We start from the raw sequence: 18,894 nt of genomic DNA on the forward strand, positions 1-18,894 counted from the left end.
AAATACAGTAACTTATGGAATTGTGTACAACTCGTGTTACTCGTCGGATTTTCGTTGCCAGCCACCCGCCTTAGCCTCAAATTCGCCCTCGTCATCCCTATGAGGCTCTCTTGATGAAGAAGTACTCCTCGATTCTGTTGTTGTCTTTCAGCTTGCTCAGCGGCGTTGCCATGGCAGGCGGCACCACCGAGGCCGGCATTGGCGGCGCATTGGGTGGGGTACTGGGCTCGGTCGTCGGCCAGTCCATCGGCGGTAGCACCGGCAGCGCCATCGGCGCCGGCCTGGGCGGCGCCGCCGGCAGTGCGGTGGGGGCCAACAAGCACCAGCGCGGCGAAGCCGCCATCGGTGGCGCACTGGGCGCTGCAGGCGGCAACGTGGTTGGCCGCTCGATGGGCGGCACCACCGGCAGCCTGATTGGCGCAGCCGCAGGCGGCGGTGCTGGCGGTGCGTTGGGTAACTACATGGGCAACAAGGCCGACGAAGACGAACGCCATGACGATCGCCGCTACCGTCGCGGCTATGACGACCGTCGTCATTACGACCGTGGCCGCCACTACGGCCACCGTAATCACCGCCACTGGCGTGACTGATACCTGAGGCCTTGCCCGGGTAGTCCAGCCAGCAGAGAAGAGCCCCGCCCCCACCGGCGGGGCTTTTTCATGCCCGCGGTTCGAGCTGCAGGCCCGCCAGGATCACCTGCAGGGTTTCCGGCAAGGGCACCGGCCGCCCTTCTGCGCGCTCGATGAACACCTGCACCACCGTCCCCGCCGCACAGGCATCGGTTTCCCCCGGGCGGAACAGCGCCAGCCGGTACTCCACGGTACTGCCCGCCAGGCGCGTCACCCCCAGCCCCACCTCCAGCACGTCCGGAAAGCCCGGCAAGGCAAAGAAGTCTGCCGACGAACTCACCACGAACGCAGCCAACTGGCCATCACGCAGGTCGAGGTCAGCCTGCTCCACAAGAAACGCCTGGATCGCAGCCTCGAAAAAGCCGTGCACGGTGGCACCGGCAATGTGGCCGTTGACGTCGTTGTCCTGGGGGCGGGTGAGGATGGGGTGGAAGTGGGAGAAGGCCGTGCGGTTTGGGGATTCGGTCATGAGTTATCCACAGTTGGTTACATCAAAGAGAAGCTTCCCACAGCAAGTAAGTCTAGCAGCTGCCTATGAAAGCTGGCTTAACGAATGCGACCAACCCCTTATCCCTATCTATTTCGCCGTCAATTAAGATTAACCAGCGCGTTGTTTTCTCAATATCAGGGCCGCCACCGCACACCCCGTCAGCGCCAGACAAGAAACATAAAAAGCATCGCTGTAAGCCATCAAATAGGCTTCGCGACGGACCGTGTTCACCAGCCCTTCGAGTATTTGTTGCTGCGCCGGCAGCCACGTCTGCACGGTCTGTCCGAGCCGCTCCTGCAGCCCAGGTGAAAACACCGATACATGCTCATGTATGCGTTCGCTGTGAAAACGTTCACGCATGGCCACCACCTGCGTGAGCGCCGCAGTACCGATAGCGCCGCCCAGGTTGCGCAACATGGAGAAGACCGCAGAAGCCGAACCCGCCTCACGCTTGTCCAAACCGGCCACTGCCAGCACCGAAAGCGCCACCATGATGAAGGGCTGGCCAATACCACGCACCACCGTCGATGGAATAATGACGTTGTCCGCGCTGTCCGCGGTCAGGCCCGCGCCCAGCCAGCAGCCCAGTGCCATGATCAGAAAACCGCTGGCCACCATGAACTTGGCACTGGTCCAAGCCATCAGGCGTGGCATCAGCGGTGCCAATACCAGTTGCACCACACCGTAGGCAATCAGCGCCACACCGACATCGCTCGCGCTGAAACCCTGCAACTGGGACAAGTAGTTGGGAACCAGGAACACCAGGCCGAAGGTCGCTGCCCCGAAGATGAACATGGCAACGCTGGCAACGCCGAAATTGTAATGCCCGAGCAGCCGCAGGTTGATGAATGCGCGCTTGCCATAGAGCTGCGTGCCCACGAACACCACCAGGGCGATGGCCGCCACGATTGCCATCGCCAGAATGAAGCGCGAACCGAACCAGTCCAGACGCCCCCCCTCCTCCAAGACAATCTGCAGCCCTCCCAGCCCCACTACCATGGCCGCAATACCCACCCAGTCACCATGCCGCAAGAGTTCGAGCTTCATGGGCCTGGCTTCGATCGACCAGGCAATGGCGGCCAACAGGGCGATACCGGGTGCCAGTTGCAGGTAGAAGATCCAGCGCCAGGAATAGGCGTCCGTAAGCCAGCCACCGATCGATGGCCCTGCCGCCTGTGCCACACTGTTCGCCAGGCTGAACAGCGCCATCCCCATGGCCATCTTGCTGGCCGGTAATTCAGTGATGATCAACTGGAATGACAAGGGGATAAGTACGGCGCCAGCTGCCCCCTGGATGACTCGGATGATGATCATCGCCTCAAGGTTGGGCGCCCAGGAGCAAGCGATCGAGGCCAGCAGGAATATGAACGAGCCCGTCCACATGACCCGCCGCATGGAAAAGACTTCGACCAGCCAGGCCGTCAATGGAATCATGACGATCTCGGCGACCAGGTAAGCGGTGGATATCCAAGAGCCTTCCTCAAAGCTCGCACCGAGGGAGCCGCGGATTTCCGGGAGCGCCGCACTGGTCACGTGCACATTCATGCCGGCCATGAAGCAGCCGAACAATCCGCCCAGCACAGCTACCCAGGCACGCAGCGTGACAGGTTGCTCGCTATTCATCCGCTGACTCCGTCGGCCGCGTGTCAACAGTGGTTACCACCGACATGCCCGGTAGAATCGGCTGCCCGCTCATCGGCTGCTCCAGCAGGATCCGTACGGGAAAGCGTTGGACGATCTTGGTGAAGTTGCCGGTCGCATTGTCCGAAGGCAGCAGCGCGAATACATTGCCCGAAGCGGGTGAGACGCTGGCCACCCGCCCCAGCAACTGCCGGTCCGAATAACTGTCGACGTTGATCCGCACTGGCTGGCCGGGGTGCATGTGGGTCAACTGGGTTTCCTTGTAGTTGGCCACGATATAGGTCTGCTGCAACGGCACTACAGCCAGCAGTGGCTGCCCGGCCACCACATGCTGGCCAGCACGTACCCGACGCTGGCCGACGACGCCGTCGATCGGGGCTCGAATCAGTGTGTCCTGTACATCCTGTTCAGCCAGCACCAGCCGGGCCTGGGCACTGGCCTGGCCGGCCCGGCGCTGTTCGACTTGAGCATCGGCATAGGCTGCCTGGGCCTTGGCCATCGCCAACTGGGAACGGCGCTCGCGCAGTTGTGCCTGGGCGCCCTGCCAGGCTGCCCCAGCCTGCACCGCGCTGGCGTTGGCTTGCTCCAGGCGTTGCAGGGTGGCCGCACTGTCACGCACCAGGCCTTTGTAGCGTTTGACGTCCAGCGTGGTGCGGCGGCGTTCGGCATCGGTGCTTTGCAACACCGACTCTGCCTGCACGATCGCCTGTTGCTGTTGCGCGATACGCTCCCCTGCCACCTGGGCAAGTGCCTGGGCAGCGGTGAAGGCGGCATGAGCTTCAGCGACATCGGCCTTGGCCTGTTCGTACCGCGCGCGGTAGTCACGATCCTGCAGGCGCACCAGCACATCGCCTGCCTTGACGGGTTGATCATCATCCACCTCGACCTTGGCGACGAAACCTGCCACACGTGAACTCGAAGTCACCCAGTCAGCGCGCACATAGGCGTCATCGGTGCTTTGCAGATAGCGCCCGACGCTGTACCAGTAACCGCCAAATACCAGCACCCCGACCAGCACCACACCAGCCCCGCCGTACAACGCCAGCCTGCGCCTGGCCTGTTTGCGAGAAACAGCATCATCCTGGCGCCCGTCGTTGGCGAGAACCGGTTCATCAACGGCAACATTCATGGTTGTTTTCCAGTATCGGCAGCTAACCCTTGGGCCGTGGTGGGGGGGGCGGTCTGTTGCCAGCCTCCACCCAAGGCCCGGAACAAATCGATTTGTGCGCCAGCAAGCCCACCCAAAGCCTGAACATGGCGGTCGCGAACGCTGATCAGGTCGCGTTCTGCGTCGAGCAACTGCAAGGCATCGAGGGTACCGGCCCGGTAATTCACCGAAGCCAGGTCAAAGCCGCGCTGGCTGTGCGCCAGAGCCCCCTGCAGAGCAAGAAGCCGTTGACGTTCACCGTCGTAGCGGGCCAAGGCCTTGCGAACATCCTTCAGCGCCGCCAGCGCCATACCTCGGTAGCGGGCGACGGCACCCTCATGCAAGGCTTGCGCCTTGCTCACCCTCGCCTGGTTGGCCTTGAGGTTGGGAAACTCCCATTGGATCAGGGGCCCGATGGCGAACATCACCGCGCGGCTGTCACCCAGGTTCGACAGGTGATGGTCGGAGGACGTCAGCGAGGCACCGAAGCTCACCTTCGGATACAGATCGGCCTTCACGATGGCCACCTCCAGCGCCGCAGCCTGAAGCTCGCGCTCCGCTTTGCGCACGTCCGGGCGACGTTCGAGCAAGTGCCAGCCATCGCCGCCGGGCAGCGGCGCATCAAGCGAGGGGATTGTCCGGCAAGCGGCGGTATCAACAGCAACGCGTGCGGGGTTCTGGCCACTGAGCATGGCCAGTTCGTACAACGCCATGCGCCGGCGCGCTTCGAGCATCGGCAAACCGGCCTTGACCTGCTCGCGCAGGCTCAGCAGGCGCTCGCTATCGAGCTCAGTGGCAATACCGCCCTGGCGCTGCCTTTCGCTCAGCTGCAGGCTTCTGTCCAGCGTCAGCAAGGAGCGCTCGGCTTCCTGCAAACGGGCACCATAGACACACTGGTCGATATAGGCGCGGCTGGCCTGCGCCACAACCTCCAGGCGCACCTGCCCCAAGGCATCACGTGACGCGTCAGCCTGTGCCTTGGCGCGCTCGATCGTGTTGCGTACCTGCCCCCACACATCCACCTGGTAGGCCAGTTCAATGCCTGGATTGAATGTCCACTGGGACGGCGCATGGCTGTCGGTTGCTTGCGCCAACGTCTGGTCGTCGGCGCTCTTGCCGTAGGTCGCGGCGAAACGGGTGGAGGTGGAAGGCCAGCGCTGTGCATCGAACTCATCGATACCGGCCAACATTGCTCTTACGTTGGCTTGCGCTTGGGCCAGGTCCTGGTTGTGCGCCAGCGCCCGCTGCACCCACTCGTTGAGCTGGGGGTCGTGGTAAAGCATCCACCAGCCTTCAGGCAAGGCTTGCCTGCTCACCCCAGAGGAGCGGCCAGCCAGTGCATCGGCCTGCAACGACGCCTCGGCCGGGGTGCGCGAGTCATGCGCAGTACAGGCCGACAGGAGGGCAAACATGCACACGCAAAGGGGAAACGGGAATGAACGCGATACTGGCATCACATGGCGTCACAATTGGGAGAGTGTTGCCAGATTAGCGAGGGAGGGGGTGGCGCTTCTGCCGTGAGCAGGACAACCGTACGCGCAAACGAGACAATCTTGCCAGGCAGCGAACCGGACGTTGCATCCGGTTCGCCTGGCACCCGCCGTCAATGCGCACGTGGCGCGGCAGCCTCCTGGATACTGACCTGCCAGTCACTGGGCGTGTAGCCCAGGATGCGCTTGAACACGGCGGCAAACGCACTGGCACTCTGGTAGCCATGCTCCAGCGCGACGTTGATGATCGGCATGCCATCAGCCAGGCAACGCTGGCTAAGCATCATCCGCGTACGCGCACGCCACTCGCCATACGACATACCCACCTCTCGCTGAAACAGCCTGGCCACGCTACGGGAGCTCATGTTCAGTTGCTCGCCACACTGCTCCAGCGTCAAGTCCTGGGCGGGGTCGTCGAAGAAGCGTTCGCACCAGGCACGCAGCCTCGCATGCCGAGGTACCGGTACATAAGCATTGATCCGCTCTGCTGCTTCCAGTTCGCGCTGGATCAGCGCACGGACATGCTCACCCAGCAACTCATCGCGCTGCCCGAGCATGCACGAGGCTGCCAGAATCAGCTCGCGCAACAACCCGGAAACCACGATTACCTGGCAGTGATCCACCCGTGAGCTGAGCAGCAAGGTCCGCATGGATACATCACCTTCCATGCGAATCTCGTGGCTGACCCCTGCGGGCACCCATAGCGCGTGCCCGCTGGGAATCACCCAGCTACCATCATCGCTGCAAACACGCATCACCCCCCTGGAGGCGTAGATCAGTTGATCATCGCTGTGGCAGTGGCTGGCCACCACCTCACCGTGCCCGTAGTCCATTCCTAAGGCTTCCATGCTGATATCGCCTCAGGCCGTGACGACAGCATTGCCCAATGGCTTGAGCAGGCCCTGGCGAGTAGCCCTGCACACGGCGCTGACCAATGCCTGCAGCGAAGCCTGGAGAATGCTGCTGTCCCTGCCAACACCGAAAAGCAGCTGGCCGTTGACGCGGATTTCCACGTACGCAATCGCTTCTGCCTGGGCGCCATCGCGCACCGCATGCTCATGGTAGTCTGCGATGTCGAAATTCAGGCCAAGCGCGCAGAAGGCGTTGACCAATGCAGCCAGCGGCCCGTTACCTTCACCGCTCAAGGGCAGGCGGCCACCGTCGAAGACCAGCTGCGCATTCACGTAGGAGCTGGCGTCATCACTGGTGAGCATGGGCTGGGTCAATGTGTAGGGCCTGCCTTGCAACAGGTAGTTCTCGGTGAAACAGGACAGAATCATGTCGCTGGTCACTTCCTGGCCAGCAGTATCTGCTACACGCTGTACCAGGCCGCTGAACTCCATCTGCAGGCGACGCGGCAGCACGATGCCCTGCTGCTCCAGCAGATAGGCGACTCCGCCCTTGCCGGACTGGCTGTTGACCCGGATCACAGCCTCGTAACTGCGCCCCATATCGGCTGGGTCGATCGGCAGATAGGGGATTTCCCAGTATCCCTCAGGGTTGTCGCGGCGGCGCGCGAAGCCCTTCTTGATGGCGTCCTGATGGGAACCGGAAAAGGCGGTGAACACCAACTCACCGGCATACGGATGGCGGGGATGAGTGGGCAACTGGTTGCAATATTCAACCTCACGCTGAACGTGGATGATGTCAGAGAAGTCCAGTTCAGGGCTGATACCGCTGGTATACAGGTTCATCGCCAAGGTCAGGATGTCGACGTTGCCAGTACGCTCGCCATTGCCGAACAAGGTCCCTTCGACCCGTTCGGCACCTGCCAGGCAAGCCTGCTCCGCAGTGGATACGCCAGTGCCGCGGTCATTATGTGGGTGCACGCTGATGACCACGCTGTCGCGCTGGCTCACATGCCTGCAAAACCATTCGATCTGGTCGGCGAACACATTGGCGGTGGATACCTCCACGGTCGTGGGCAAGTTGAGGATCATCTTGTTGGACGGTGTTGGCTGAAACTCGGCGATGACCGCATCGCAGATTTCCAGGCCGAAATCCAGCTCGGTAAAACAGAACGTTTCCGGCGAATACTGGTAGGTCCACTGGGTTTGCGGGTTGGCCTGCATCAGCGCCTTGATCTCGCGGGTGGCCTGGGTGGCAATGTCGATACAGCCAGCGCGGTCGACACCGAATACGACCTCGCGGAAAACGGGCGCGGTGGCGTTGTAGACGTGCACGATCGCCCGCGGCGCGCCCTTGAGGGCTTCGAAGGTGCGCTCGATCAGGTGAGTACGCGCCTGGGTCATTACCTGAATGGTCACATCGTCGGGAATCGCACCGCTTTCAATCAACTCGCGCACGTAGTCGAAATCAGTCTGCGATGCTGCCGGGAAGCCTACCTCGATCTCCTTGAAGCCTACCTTGACCAAAAGGTCGAAGAAGCGACGCTTGCGCTCGGCGTTCATGGGTTCTATCAACGCCTGGTTACCGTCACGCATATCAACGCTGCACCAGGTCGGTGCTGCTTTTTGCACGTTGCCAGGCCAGGTGCGGTCCGGCAGATCCACCACATTGAAATGGCGATATTTGGTAGAGGGATCCTTCAGCATCATGGCGGCGTTCTCCTTTGCCTGTCACTGATCGTACTGGCCGCCCACCGAGACGACCTCTAAATCACGAATTGGATCCAATTTAAGTTGGAAGGGCTTGGGTTGTATTGCGTTTTTTCGCAACGACGGCGAACAGGTTTTTTAGAATTGCGCGTTTTTTTAATTTATTGGTTATTAATTGCTGAACAGCCGAAAAATATTCACGGGCTATCTGCATAGCAACGAAAGACGATGTTCATGAGGAGTTGATGGCAAATCACTGGATGGCCACCCGAGGCGCAAAAAAATACCCCTCGGAGAGGGGTATTTGGGCCAGTGCTGGCAGCGCTGCCTAGCGGTATGGCGAGGCAGCTTATGGTTGCGGCTGAGTCAGCTTACAGCTGCGGGCCGGCGGCCTTGATGGCGTCGGAAACTTCGAACTTCTTGAAGTTTTCGATGAACAGCTTGGCCAGGCCTTGGGCTGCAGCATCGTAGGCAGCTTTGTCAGCCCAGGTAGCGCGTGGGTTGAGCAGTTCGGTCTCAACGCCTGGAACGACCTTCGGCACGTCCAGGTTGATGATGTCCAGGTGCTCGGTTTCGGCGCCGACCAGAGCACCGCTCTGGATGGCGGCGATCACGCCACGGGTGGTTGGGATGCTGAAGCGCTTGCCAACGCCGTAGCCACCACCGGTCCAGCCGGTGTTGACCAGGTAGACTTTCGAGCCAAAGGCATTGATGCGCTTGATCAGCAGCTCGGCGTACTCGCCAGCTGGGCGCGGGAAGAACGGCGCGCCGAAGCAGGTGGAGAAGGTCGACTTGATGCCGCCGCCCGAACCCATTTCGGTGGAACCGACCAGCGCGGTGTAGCCGGACAGGAAGTGGTAGGCCGCCTGCTCGTTGTTCAGGATCGAAACCGGAGGCAGAACACCGGTCAGGTCGCAGGTCAGGAAGATGACTGCGTTCGGCTCACCACCCAGGTTGGCTTCGGCGCGCTTGGCAACGTGCTCCAGCGGGTAGGCGGCGCGGCTGTTCTGGGTCAGGCTGACATCGGCGTAGTCGGCGTGCTTGTTGGCGTCGAGCACGACGTTCTCCAGCACGGCGCCATGCTTGATGGCTTTCCAGATGACCGGCTCGTTCTTCTCGGACAGGTCGATGCACTTGGCGTAGCAGCCGCCTTCCATGTTGAAGACAACGCCTTCGCCCCAGCCGTGCTCGTCGTCACCGATCAGGTAACGGCTTTCGTCGGCCGACAGGGTGGTCTTGCCAGTGCCGGACAGGCCGAAGAACAGGGTCACATCGCCCTCTTCGCCGATGTTGGCAGCGCAGTGCATTGGCAGCACGTCGGCAGCCGGCAGCAGGAAGTTCTGCACCGAGAACATGGCTTTCTTCATTTCGCCGGCGTAGCGCATGCCAGCGATCAGCACTTTCTTCTGGGCGAAGTTGATGATCACGCAGCCATCGGAGTTGGTGCCGTCACGCTCAGGCTCGCAAACGAAGTTGGCGACGTTGAGGATCTGCCACTGGTCGCGACCGGCCGGGTTGAACTGGCCTTGCTCCGGGTTGATGAACAGGCAACGGCCGAACAGGTTCTGCCAGGCGGTCTGGGTGGTCATCTTCACCGGCAGGTAGTGCTCGGCTGCAGCCCCTACGTGAACGTAGGAAACGAAGTGATCCTGGGCGTTGTTGAACGCCTCGACGCGCGCCCACAGGGCATCGAACTTGTCAGCCGGGAACTTGCGGTTGATCGGGCCCCAGGCAATGGCAGCCTGGGTGGAAGGTTCTTCGACGATGAAACGGTCAGCCGGCGAGCGGCCAGTACGGTGGCCAGTTTCGACTACCAGTGCGCCAGTATCGGCCAGCACGCCTTCACCGCGTTGCAGCGCTTCTTCAACCAGCTTATCGACGCTCAGGTCGGTGTACACGGTGTTGTTGGCTTGCGTCATGAGATACCCCATCCGGCCCGAGGCCGAGTGCTCCAAACGTTTTGTAGTTGTCTCGAAAAAACTACTACAGCGAAAAAAGTGGCCGGATTATGCCAGAAACGCCCAAAAAAAGTAGGCCCCTCCTGTCAGAACTGCGCTTTTGCGCAATTCGACAGGAGATTCACCTGAACTTAAACGTTTCAGTGGCGAGTTTCTGACGCCGCTTCCGTGCCACCACCGGCAAACAGTTGCGCCACATCGCTGGCATCGAAGAAATAGCGCTCGTTGCAGAACTGGCAATCGATCTCCACCTTGCCACCGCATTCTTCCACCAGCGCCTTGGCGTCGTGCTCGCCCAGGCTGACCAGCGCATTGCCGGAACGCTCCCGCGAGCAGCTGCAGTTGAAGCGCAGCGGCTGGATGTCGAACAGGCGCACGGCATCCTCATGGTACAGGCGGTGCAGCAGGGTTTCGTTGCCTTCGGCCCACTCCTCGGGCTTGAGGGTCTTGGCCAGGGCGATCACGTGCTGCCAGCTGTCTTCGCGTTCTTCATCGTCAGGCTGGCGATCGCGTGGCAACTGCTGCAGCAGCAGGCCACGGGCCTTGCCCTCGGCGGCGTTGAGCCAGAAACGGGTGTTCAGCTGCTGCGACTGGACGAAGTAGTTGGTGAAGCATTCCGACAGGTTGGCACCATCCAGGTCGACGGTGCCCTGGTAGCGCTGGCCCTTGACCGGGTCGATGGTCAGGGTCAGGTGGCCGTCGGGCATCAGTTGCCCCAGGGTGGCATCGGCCTGGATCTGGTCGGCTTCGTAGCGGGCCATGCCGCGGATATCGCGCTCGCCCGAGCATTCGACCATCAGCAGTGGAATCGGCCCTGCCGAGCGCGCCTGCAGAATCAGCAGGCCGTCGAACTTCAGCGCGCCCACCAGCAAGGCCGTGGCGGCCATCAGCTCGCCGAGCAAGGTCTGCACCGGCTGCGGGTAAGGGTGACGCGCCAGTACCGCGGCGTAGCTGTCATCGAGCGACACCCACTCGCCGCGCACATCGCGCTCGTCGAAGATGAAACGTTGGGTGAAATCGGTATCAGGCAAATCGCTCATAGGTTTTGGCTATCTGAAAATGATGACAAAATGGTTACAAGGGATATCCAGAACGGCGAAATCCCCTGGTAGAGCACCCACAAGGTGCTCCGATATCTGTTTGCAATAGAGGTATTTTATGGACAATCGACCACTGTTCCAAGCAAGGTGGTCTTGGGGGCCACTGGCAGCCTGTACGCTGCTACCCATCGCTCTACTGTGTTTCTGGTTATGGCCTATTGGCCAGATCCTGTGCCTGACTTTCGACGAATGGCTGTTCCACAGCCTCAATGCGCCCCTGGCTGACAACACCGCCTGGCGCTACATCTGGACCGTTGGCAGCCTGCGCCCCTTCGATATCGTCGTCGGCCTGATCCTGCTGACCGTGCTGATCCGCGGCAACTGGGTGTTCAAGGCCAACCAGGTTCGCGAGGCCTTCTTCGGCTTTCTCGTCACGCTGATTCTATTAGTGGTGATTCGCGCACTGTTTTCCAAGTGGGTGGATGCAATGGGTTGGCAACATGACAGCCCATCGATGGTGTTCGACAACGTGGTGCACCTGAGCAGCTACTACCCGAACCTGGAAAAAGCCTGGGAACTCAAGGACCGCTCCAGCAACAGTTTCCCGGGCGACCACGCCTCGGTGCTGCTGATCTGGGCGCTGTTCATGAGCCTGTTCAGCCGCCGCCTGGTGCAGCACCTGGTGACCTGGGCACTGGCCTTCCTGTTCATGATGCCGCGGCTGGTGGCCGGTGCGCACTGGGGGCAGGATGACTATATCGGTGGCTTGCTGATGGCGGTGCTGGCATTGGGCTGGAGCTGCCATACGCCGCTTGCGGCCAAGGGCAGTGCCCTGCTGCTGCGCTGGACGGCGCCGTTGTTTGCGATTGCCCGCAAGGTGCCGGTGGTTCGGCGGTTGGCCGTCATTCGGTGAACTTGGGGCCGCAAGGCGGCCCTCATCACTCAAAACTCCCATGCAGCAGGTGAATCTGCCGCCGCTGCTTCTTGGTCGGCCGACCATCGGTCGTTACCCCCATCGCCCCCGCCTTGCGCAACTCGGCCGCCTGTTCGCGGCGGCGCACGCTGTCCTCGGTTTCCTCATACAACGTCTGCGCCTCTGGCGCCCCACGCCGCACCACCGATAATGCCCTGACCACCACGGTGCGCTCGTCGAACCCGGTGCGCAGCACGAATTCATCGCCCACCCGCGGCTCCTTGCCCGGCTTGCAGCGCTCGCCCCGGCAATGCACCTTGCCACTCTCGATGGCGGCCTTGGCCAAAGCGCGGGTCTTGTAGAAGCGCGCCGCCCACAGCCACTTGTCCAGGCGTACCTTGTCGTCGTCCTCGGCTTTTTGTGCCATGGCGTTTCCTCGAATTCTGTCTTTCATCGAACTGTACTACCTTCACTAACGGATGCAAAAAGTCCCCGTCGTGCTTACAGTTCACCACCTTATCCGCAGGGTGTGCTTCGTGAAGAAATTTGACCATCTGACAGTGATTGGCCTGCGTGAGTGGGTAGCCCTGCCCGACCTCGGCGTGGCGGGCCTGCGCGCCAAGATCGACACCGGCGCCAGCACCTCCAGCCTGCATGCCACCGAGGTGGAACCGTTCGAGCGCGACGGCCAGCCCTGGGTGCGGTTCACCGCGCACCTGGGGTCAGTGGTGCAGTTGCGCCACCGCCGCTGCGAAGCGCCGCTGGTCACCATGAAAACCATCAAAAGCTCCAATGGCCACGCGCAGACCCGCTACGTGATCCGCACGTCGCTGGCCCTGGGCGATGCCGTGTGGGAGGTCGAGTTCACCCTCGCCTGCCGCAAGAACATGCGCTACCGCCTGCTGCTGGGCTCCAAGGCGCTGATCCAGGGCCAGCTGGTGGTGAACCCTGGCGTGAAGTACGTACAAGACAAACCGGCCTATCCGGCCACCCTATCTCCTGTCACAGGTGCTGCATGAAGATCGCTGTGCTGTCGCGTAATCCGCGTCTGTATTCCACCCGCCGCCTGGTCGAAGCCGGCACCCAGCGGGGCCACGAAATGGTGGTGATCGACACCTTGCGTGCCTACATGAACATTGCCAGCCACAAGCCGCAGATCCACTACCGCGGCAAACCGCTGGAAGGCTTCGATGCGGTGATCCCGCGCATCGGCGCCTCGGTCACCTTCTATGGCTGCGCGGTGCTGCGCCAGTTCGAGATGATGGGCGTGTACCCGCTCAACGAGTCGGTGGCCATCGCCCGCTCGCGCGACAAGCTGCGCTCGCTGCAATTGCTGTCGCGGCGCGGCATCGGCCTGCCGATCACCGGCTTTGCCCACTCACCGGACGACATCCCCGACCTGATCCAGATGGTCAATGGCGCCCCACTGGTGATCAAGGTGCTCGAAGGCACCCAGGGCATCGGTGTGGTGCTGTGCGAAACCACCAAGGCCGCCGAGTCGGTGATCGAGGCGTTCATGGGGTTGAAGCAGAACATCATGGTGCAGGAGTACATCAAGGAAGCCGGCGGCGCGGACATTCGCTGCTTCGTCGTCGGCGACAAGGTGATTGCCTCGATGAAACGCCAGGCCAAGCCTGGGGAGTTTCGCTCCAACCTGCACCGAGGCGGCGTGGCCAGCCTGATCAAGATCACCCCCGAGGAGCGCATGACAGCCATTCGTGCGGCCAAGGTGATGGGCTTGAGCGTGGCGGGTGTGGATATCCTGCGCTCCAACCATGGGCCCTTGGTGATGGAGGTGAACTCCTCGCCTGGGCTGGAGGGCATCGAGGTGACCACCGGCAAGAACGTGGCCGGCATGATTATCGAGCACCTGGAGAAAAATGGCGGGCCGAATCAGACCCGGACCAAGGGCAAGGGCTGAAATGCATCGCGAGCTGCACTCGCTCCTACCAAGCCTTCACGGCCCTGTAGGAGCGAGCGCAGCTCGCGATAAGGCTCAAAACCTCACACCGCATTACGCGGCAGCAACAACCCCAACGGCAACTTGACCCGCGCCTCGATCCCGCCACCGGAACGGTTGCGCAATTCCACGATGCCGCCATGCTGCGCAGCAATGCGCTTGACGATCGCCAACCCAAGCCCAGTCCCCTTGCCACCCCGGGCACGGTCACCGCGGATGAACGGGTTGAAGATGGTTTCCAGCTCCGACTCGTCGATCCCAGCGCCGCGGTCGAGCACGCTGAGCACCACGTAGGGCGCGCTCTCGTCGCCAGACACATAGGCCGCAACCTCCACGCCTTTGCCCGCATGGTGCAGGGCATTGCCAATCAGGTTGCCCAGCATGCGCTTGAGCGACACCCGGCGCAGCGGGAACGGCGGAATCGGCTCCAGGCACAGGCGCACCCGTTCTTCCGGCTGGTTGTACGGCGCCACCACTTCGCGCACCAGCTCGGCGAAATCGATCTCCTCCACCGGCTCGTCCCGGCCATCGCGGATGAACGCCAGGAACTGGTCGAGAATCGCGTCCATGTCCTCGATGTCGCGCACCATGTCGTCGCTCAGCTCACTGTCGCTGTCGAGCAACGACAACGACAGCCGCAGCCGGGTGAGCGGCGTGCGCAGGTCATGGGAAACCCCCGCAAGCATCAGCTCGCGCTCGCGCCCAGCCTGCTCGACGTCCTCGGCCATCTGGTTGAACGAGCGGTACACCTCGGCCATCTCGCTGGGCGTATCGCTGATCGGCAGGCGCACGCTGCGCCCCTGGCCCACTTGCCGGGCGGCGAACACCAGGCGTTTGAGCGGTTGGTTCAGCTGGCGCACGAAAATCCACGCCGACGCCGTGGACAACAGGCCGATGGCCAGGAACCAGCCCAGCACGTTCCAGATTTTCTGCCCACGCAGCGGGTGCGGGTACAGCGGCACCTTCAACCAGCCAGGGCCAAGGCTCGGGGCATTGACCCACAGCGCCGGTGGCGCATGGATGCGCAGGCGCACCTCGGTGTTCTCACCCAGCTCGGCCTGCATCTGGCGCTGGTAGATCTCACTGTACGGCCAGTGCTGCTCCCCCTCCGGCACGCCGGAACCGGTGACGCGGATCAGCCCTGCCGCCTCGGCGATCTTGTCACGGTTTTCTTCATCCGCCGCCCAATAGGCACGCAGGGTCAGTGCCACGCCGTGGCTGTACTGCCGATCGACCAGCACGTCCTCGTTCATCAGCAGGTAGACCAGGGTCAGTGCCTTGGAGAACAGGACAACGATCAGCACCAGCCACAGGGTGCGGGCAAAGAAACTTTGCGGGAACCACAGCGGTGTTTTCATCGACGGCGAAGCATCATTTGCCGGCGTTTCCGTCTGGCACGAACACGTAGCCCACGCCCCATACCGTCTGAATGTAGCGCGGCTTGGACGGGTCCGGTTCGATCATGCGGCGCAGGCGCGACACCTGCACGTCGATGGAGCGCTCCAGTGCATCCCACTCGCGGCCACGGGCCAGGTTCATCAGCTTGTCGCGGGTCAGCGGCTCGCGGGCGTGCATCACCAGCGCCTTGAGCACGGCGAACTCGCCGGTGGTCAGCATGTGCACTTCATTGCCACGCTTGAGTTCGCGGGTGGCCAGCGACAGCTCGTAATCACCGAAGGTGACCGTTTCGTCTTCGCTGCCCGGCGCGCCCGGCACGCTCGGCGCCTGGCGGCGCAGCACGGCCTTGACCCGCGCCATCAGCTCGTCGGGGTTGAACGGCTTGCCCAGGTAATCGTCGGCGCCCAGCTCCAGGCCCTTGATGCGGCTCAGCTCGTCGCCCTTGGCGGTCAGCATGATGATCGGGATCTGGTTGTTCGACTGGCGCAGGCGGCGGCAGGCGGACAGGCCGTCTTCGCCGGGCAGCATCAGGTCGAGCACCACCAGGTTGAACACTTCGCGCTGCAGCAGGCGGTCCATCTGTTCGGTGTTGGGCACCGCGCGGGCGCGGTAGCCCTTGCTGGCGAAGAAACGCTCCAGCAGGCTGCTGAGCCCCGGATCGTCGTCGACGATGAGAATCTTGTCACCTTCTGCGGTGTTTGCGGTGCCGGTCATGAATAACTCCTCTGATATCGCCGCGCATTATGGCGTAGCCAATGCCGCGCGTGCCGTGAGCATTGTTAGCAGATTTTTCCCCGGGCGCCACTTCCGGCTGGCCGGGCGCCATCACCGCAAGCGGTTCACGATGGGTATAATGCGCCGCTTTCATCCAGCGCCAGCAGGCGAACGGCCGGCCGGCGACCCCCGTATTCAGACATGTCAGGTGGTACTCATGGACAGCATCAACAGCCGAATCGCCGAGGAACTGGGCGTACGCCCCCAGCAGGTCGAGGCGACCGTAGGCCTGTTGGACGAAGGCTCGACCGTGCCCTTCATCGCCCGTTACCGCAAGGAAGTCACCGGTAGCCTCGACGACACCCAGCTGCGCCACCTGGAAGAGCGCCTGCGTTACCTGCGCGAACTCGACGAACGCCGCGCCAGCATCCTTTCCAGTATCGAGGAACAGGGCAAGCTGACCCCGGAACTGGCCCGCGAGATCAAGCTGGCCGACACCAAGACCCGCCTCGAAGACCTTTACCTGCCGTACAAGCAAAAGCGCCGCACCAAGGGCCAGATCGCCCTGGAAGCCGGCCTTGGCGCACTGGCCGACGGCCTGTTCAACGACCCGAACCTGGCCCCGGAAAGCGAAGCGGCGCGCTTCGTCGACGCCGAAAAAGGCGTGGCCGACGTCAAGGCCGCCCTGGAAGGCGCCAAGTACATCCTCATGGAGCGCTTCGCCGAAGACGCCGCCCTGCTCGACAAGCTGCGCGGCTTCCTCAAGCAGGAAGCGGTGCTCAGCGCCCGCGTGGTGGCCGGCAAGGAAGAGGAAGGCGCTAAGTTCCGCGACTACTTCGCCCATGACGAACTGCTGCGCAGCGCCCCGTCGCACCGCGCCCTGGCCATTTTCCGCGGGCGCAACGAAGGCGTGCTGAGCGCATCGCTGAAGGTGGGTGAAGAACTGCCAGGCACCCTGCACCCCTGCGAGCTGATGATCGGCAACCATGTCGGCATCGAAAACCGCAGCCGCCCGGCCGACAAATGGCTGGGCGAGGTGGTGCGCTGGACCTGGAAGGTCAAGCTCTACACCCACCTGGAAACCGACCTGTTCGGCGAGCTGCGCGACAACGCCGAAGGCGAGGCGATCAACGTCTTCGCGCACAACCTGCACGACCTGCTGCTGGCCGCCCCGGCGGGCCCGCGCGCGACCCTGGGCTTCGACCCGGGCCTGCGCACCGGCTGCAAGATCGCCGTGGTCGATGCCACCGGCAAGCTGCTGGACTACACCACGGTCTACCCGCACGCGCCGAAAAACGACTGGGACCGCACGATTTCCATCATGGCCGCGCTGTGCGCCAAGCACTCGGTGGAGCTGATCGCCATCGGCAACGGCACCGCCAGCCGTGAAAGCGACAAGCTGGTGGCCGAGCTGGTGAAAAAGTACCCAGCCCTGAAAATCACCAAGATCATGGTGTCCGAGGCCGGCGCCTCGGTGTACTCCGCCTCCGAGCTGGCGGCCCGGGAATTCCCCGACCTCGACGTGTCGATCCGTGGCGCCGTGTCCATCGCCCGCCGCCTGCAGGACCCGCTGGCGGAACTGGTGAAGATCGACCCGAAATCCATCGGTGTCGGCCAGTACCAGCATGACGTGTCGCAGATCAAGCTGGCCCGTGGCCTGGATGCCGTGGTCGAGGACTGCGTGAACGCCGTGGGCGTCGACGTCAACACCGCGTCCGTGGCACTGCTGACGCGCATCTCCGGCCTCAACGCCACCCTGGCGCAGAACATCGTTGCCCACCGCGACGCCAATGGCCCGTTCGCCACCCGTGCGGCGCTGAAAAAGGTCAGCCGCCTGGGCGAGAAAACCTTCGAGCAGGCCGCCGGCTTCCTGCGCGTGATGAATGGCGACAACCCGCTCGATGCCTCCGCCGTGCACCCTGAGGCCTATCCGCTGGTGCAGCGCATTGCCGCTGGCACCGAGCGTGACATCCGCTCGCTGATCGGCGATAGCGGCTTCCTCAAGCGCCTGGACCCGAAGAAGTTCACCGACGAAACCTTCGGCCTGCCAACCGTCACCGACATTCTCCAGGAACTGGACAAGCCCGGCCGCGACCCGCGCCCGGAGTTCAAGACCGCCACCTTCCAGGAGGGCGTCGAAGACCTCAAGGACCTGGAGCCAGGCATGATTCTCGAAGGCGTGGTCACCAACGTGACCAACTTCGGCGCCTTCGTCGACATCGGCGTGCATCAGGACGGCCTGGTGCACATCTCGGCGCTGTCGGAGAAGTTCGTCAAGGACCCACGCGAAGCGGTGAAGGCCGGTGACGTGGTGAAGGTCAAGGTCATGGAAGTGGACATCCCGCGCAAGCGTGTCGGCCTGTCCATGCGCATGAGCGACACCCCGGGCGAGAAAGTCGAAGGCAACCGCGGCGGCAACCGTGGCAACGGCGGCAACCGCCAGCAGCAGGCGCCGCGCCCGCGTGAAACCGCCACCGCAGCCCCGGCCAACAACGCCATGGCCGCCCTGTTCGCCAACGCCAAGCAGCTGAAGAAGAAGTGATGGAAATTCCCAAGGACTTGGTCCAGAGCGCCTACAGCCAGCTGCTGGGCTGCCGCGTGCAACGCCTGGATACCGGCGTTGCCGAGGTGGCCCTGGCGCTTGAGCCGCAGCTGCGCAACCGTGGCCAGAAGCTGCACGGCGGGGCGATCTTCAGCCTGGTGGACATCGCCATGGGCCTGGCCTGCTCGGCCAGCCATGGCTTCGACCAGCAGAGCGTGACCATCGAATGCAAGATCAACTACCTGCGCGCCGTCAGTGACGGCGAGGTGCTGTGCACGGCGCGTGTGCTGCACGCCGGGCGCCGCACCCTGGTGGTCGACGCCGACGTAGTCCAAGGCGACAAACTGGTGGCCAAAGCGCAAGGAACCTTCGCGGTTCTCTAGCTCACCAAGGGGTATCTGCGGTATTTTTCGG

At 62.7% G+C, this 18,894-nt stretch carries 17 protein-coding genes; 6 read left to right on the forward strand and 11 right to left on the reverse strand.

From position 1 onward, the window contains the following. Positions 1 to 113: 113 nt before the first annotated feature. Positions 114 to 590: a glycine zipper domain-containing protein gene (locus F3J45_RS12710; RefSeq protein WP_167062688.1), complete on the forward strand. Its 477-nt coding sequence runs from the start codon at positions 114 to 116 to the stop codon at positions 588 to 590. A 67-nt stretch (positions 591 to 657) separates the two neighbouring features. Here F3J45_RS12710 and F3J45_RS12715 read toward each other — a convergent pair whose 3' ends face one another. The 8 genes from F3J45_RS12715 to hslO form a co-directional block, all read right to left on the reverse strand. Further along, positions 658 to 1,098, reverse strand: a complete 441-nt coding sequence (locus F3J45_RS12715; protein WP_167062690.1) for a thioesterase family protein — start codon at positions 1,096 to 1,098, stop codon at positions 658 to 660. Between the two features lie 129 nt (positions 1,099 to 1,227). Then, on the reverse strand, positions 1,228 to 2,742 hold the full coding sequence (locus tag F3J45_RS12720) for a DHA2 family efflux MFS transporter permease subunit (RefSeq protein WP_167062692.1): 1,515 nt from the start codon (positions 2,740 to 2,742) through the stop codon (positions 1,228 to 1,230). Further along, positions 2,735 to 3,889 (reverse strand): HlyD family secretion protein, encoded by a 1,155-nt coding sequence (locus F3J45_RS12725; RefSeq protein ID WP_167062695.1) that lies wholly within the window; start codon positions 3,887 to 3,889, stop codon positions 2,735 to 2,737. Before F3J45_RS12725 ends, F3J45_RS12720 begins: the two co-directional genes overlap by 8 nt. Continuing rightward, positions 3,886 to 5,319 carry an efflux transporter outer membrane subunit gene (locus tag F3J45_RS12730; protein ID WP_205300496.1) on the reverse strand — a complete coding sequence of 478 codons (1,434 nt, stop codon included), beginning with the start codon at positions 5,317 to 5,319 and terminating at the stop codon, positions 3,886 to 3,888. The genes F3J45_RS12725 and F3J45_RS12730 overlap by 4 nt, the downstream gene beginning before the upstream one ends. Positions 5,320 to 5,510: 191 nt before the next feature. Next, positions 5,511 to 6,245 (reverse strand): helix-turn-helix transcriptional regulator, encoded by a 735-nt coding sequence (locus tag F3J45_RS12735; protein ID WP_167062699.1) that lies wholly within the window; start codon positions 6,243 to 6,245, stop codon positions 5,511 to 5,513. 12 nt (positions 6,246 to 6,257) lie between these two features. After that, complete coding sequence (gene leuA, locus F3J45_RS12740; RefSeq protein ID WP_205299785.1) at positions 6,258 to 7,952, reverse strand: 2-isopropylmalate synthase; 1,695 nt, start codon at positions 7,950 to 7,952, stop codon at positions 6,258 to 6,260. A 374-nt stretch (positions 7,953 to 8,326) separates the two neighbouring features. Then, the gene (locus F3J45_RS12745; RefSeq protein WP_167062705.1) at positions 8,327 to 9,874 is read right to left on the reverse strand and encodes a phosphoenolpyruvate carboxykinase; all 1,548 of its coding nucleotides are present in this window, start codon (positions 9,872 to 9,874) and stop codon (positions 8,327 to 8,329) included. A 179-nt stretch (positions 9,875 to 10,053) separates the two neighbouring features. Then, positions 10,054 to 10,953: an Hsp33 family molecular chaperone HslO gene (gene hslO, locus F3J45_RS12750; protein WP_167062709.1), complete on the reverse strand. Its 900-nt coding sequence runs from the start codon at positions 10,951 to 10,953 to the stop codon at positions 10,054 to 10,056. Positions 10,954 to 11,071: 118 nt separating this feature from the next. On the opposite strand from hslO, the gene F3J45_RS12755 reads away from it, so the two are divergent. Then, positions 11,072 to 11,866 (forward strand): phosphatase PAP2 family protein, encoded by a 795-nt coding sequence (locus tag F3J45_RS12755; protein WP_167062712.1) that lies wholly within the window; start codon positions 11,072 to 11,074, stop codon positions 11,864 to 11,866. A gap of 25 nt (positions 11,867 to 11,891) precedes the next feature. Here F3J45_RS12755 and F3J45_RS12760 read toward each other — a convergent pair whose 3' ends face one another. Beyond that, positions 11,892 to 12,293, reverse strand: a complete 402-nt coding sequence (locus F3J45_RS12760; protein WP_167062715.1) for an RNA-binding S4 domain-containing protein — start codon at positions 12,291 to 12,293, stop codon at positions 11,892 to 11,894. Positions 12,294 to 12,402: 109 nt separating this feature from the next. Here F3J45_RS12760 and F3J45_RS12765 point away from each other — a divergent pair, with 109 nt between their 5' ends. Together F3J45_RS12765 and rimK are read left to right on the forward strand one after the other, a co-directional pair. Further along, a complete protein-coding gene (locus F3J45_RS12765; RefSeq protein WP_167062718.1) occupies positions 12,403 to 12,885 on the forward strand; it encodes an ATP-dependent zinc protease in 483 nt (160 codons plus the stop codon). Beyond that, positions 12,882 to 13,787 carry a 30S ribosomal protein S6--L-glutamate ligase gene (gene rimK / locus F3J45_RS12770; protein ID WP_015268602.1) on the forward strand — a complete coding sequence of 302 codons (906 nt, stop codon included), beginning with the start codon at positions 12,882 to 12,884 and terminating at the stop codon, positions 13,785 to 13,787. Before F3J45_RS12765 ends, rimK begins: the two co-directional genes overlap by 4 nt. 83 nt (positions 13,788 to 13,870) lie before the next feature. Here the strand turns inward: rimK and F3J45_RS12775 are convergent, their stop codons facing one another. After that, on the reverse strand, positions 13,871 to 15,184 hold the full coding sequence (locus tag F3J45_RS12775) for an ATP-binding protein (protein WP_167062721.1): 1,314 nt from the start codon (positions 15,182 to 15,184) through the stop codon (positions 13,871 to 13,873). A gap of 13 nt (positions 15,185 to 15,197) precedes the next feature. Continuing rightward, the gene (ompR, locus tag F3J45_RS12780) at positions 15,198 to 15,938 is read right to left on the reverse strand and encodes a two-component system response regulator OmpR (protein WP_167062724.1); all 741 of its coding nucleotides are present in this window, start codon (positions 15,936 to 15,938) and stop codon (positions 15,198 to 15,200) included. Between the two features lie 217 nt (positions 15,939 to 16,155). On the opposite strand from ompR, the gene F3J45_RS12785 reads away from it, so the two are divergent. Together F3J45_RS12785 and F3J45_RS12790 are read left to right on the forward strand one after the other, a co-directional pair. Continuing rightward, positions 16,156 to 18,480, forward strand: a complete 2,325-nt coding sequence (locus tag F3J45_RS12785; protein WP_167062727.1) for a Tex family protein — start codon at positions 16,156 to 16,158, stop codon at positions 18,478 to 18,480. Next, the gene (locus F3J45_RS12790; RefSeq protein ID WP_167062730.1) at positions 18,480 to 18,863 is read left to right on the forward strand and encodes a PaaI family thioesterase; all 384 of its coding nucleotides are present in this window, start codon (positions 18,480 to 18,482) and stop codon (positions 18,861 to 18,863) included. Before F3J45_RS12785 ends, F3J45_RS12790 begins: the two co-directional genes overlap by 1 nt. The last annotated feature ends 31 nt before the right edge of the window (positions 18,864 to 18,894 follow it).

The sequence above is a fragment of the Pantoea sp. Ap-967 genome, assembly GCF_011752565.1.
GTDB lineage: Bacteria > Pseudomonadota > Gammaproteobacteria > Pseudomonadales > Pseudomonadaceae > Aquipseudomonas.

Coding starts and splice junctions, on each gene's coding strand:
- F3J45_RS12715 (WP_167062690.1), bottom strand. CDS start 1,098: ATGACCGAATCCCCAAACCGCACGGCCTTCTCCCACTTCCACCCCATC.
- F3J45_RS12790 (WP_167062730.1), top strand. CDS start 18,480: ATGGAAATTCCCAAGGACTTGGTCCAGAGCGCCTACAGCCAGCTGCTG.
- F3J45_RS12725 (WP_167062695.1), bottom strand. CDS start 3,889: ATGAATGTTGCCGTTGATGAACCGGTTCTCGCCAACGACGGGCGCCAG.
- F3J45_RS12775 (WP_167062721.1), bottom strand. CDS start 15,184: ATGAAAACACCGCTGTGGTTCCCGCAAAGTTTCTTTGCCCGCACCCTG.
- hslO (WP_167062709.1), bottom strand. CDS start 10,953: ATGAGCGATTTGCCTGATACCGATTTCACCCAACGTTTCATCTTCGAC.
- rimK (WP_015268602.1), top strand. CDS start 12,882: ATGAAGATCGCTGTGCTGTCGCGTAATCCGCGTCTGTATTCCACCCGC.
- F3J45_RS12710 (WP_167062688.1), top strand. CDS start 114: ATGAAGAAGTACTCCTCGATTCTGTTGTTGTCTTTCAGCTTGCTCAGC.
- leuA (WP_205299785.1), bottom strand. CDS start 7,952: ATGCTGAAGGATCCCTCTACCAAATATCGCCATTTCAATGTGGTGGAT.
- F3J45_RS12755 (WP_167062712.1), top strand. CDS start 11,072: ATGGACAATCGACCACTGTTCCAAGCAAGGTGGTCTTGGGGGCCACTG.
- F3J45_RS12785 (WP_167062727.1), top strand. CDS start 16,156: ATGGACAGCATCAACAGCCGAATCGCCGAGGAACTGGGCGTACGCCCC.
- F3J45_RS12760 (WP_167062715.1), bottom strand. CDS start 12,293: ATGGCACAAAAAGCCGAGGACGACGACAAGGTACGCCTGGACAAGTGG.
- F3J45_RS12730 (WP_205300496.1), bottom strand. CDS start 5,319: ATGTTTGCCCTCCTGTCGGCCTGTACTGCGCATGACTCGCGCACCCCG.
- F3J45_RS12720 (WP_167062692.1), bottom strand. CDS start 2,742: ATGAATAGCGAGCAACCTGTCACGCTGCGTGCCTGGGTAGCTGTGCTG.
- F3J45_RS12735 (WP_167062699.1), bottom strand. CDS start 6,245: ATGGAAGCCTTAGGAATGGACTACGGGCACGGTGAGGTGGTGGCCAGC.
- F3J45_RS12745 (WP_167062705.1), bottom strand. CDS start 9,874: ATGACGCAAGCCAACAACACCGTGTACACCGACCTGAGCGTCGATAAG.
- ompR (WP_167062724.1), bottom strand. CDS start 15,938: ATGACCGGCACCGCAAACACCGCAGAAGGTGACAAGATTCTCATCGTC.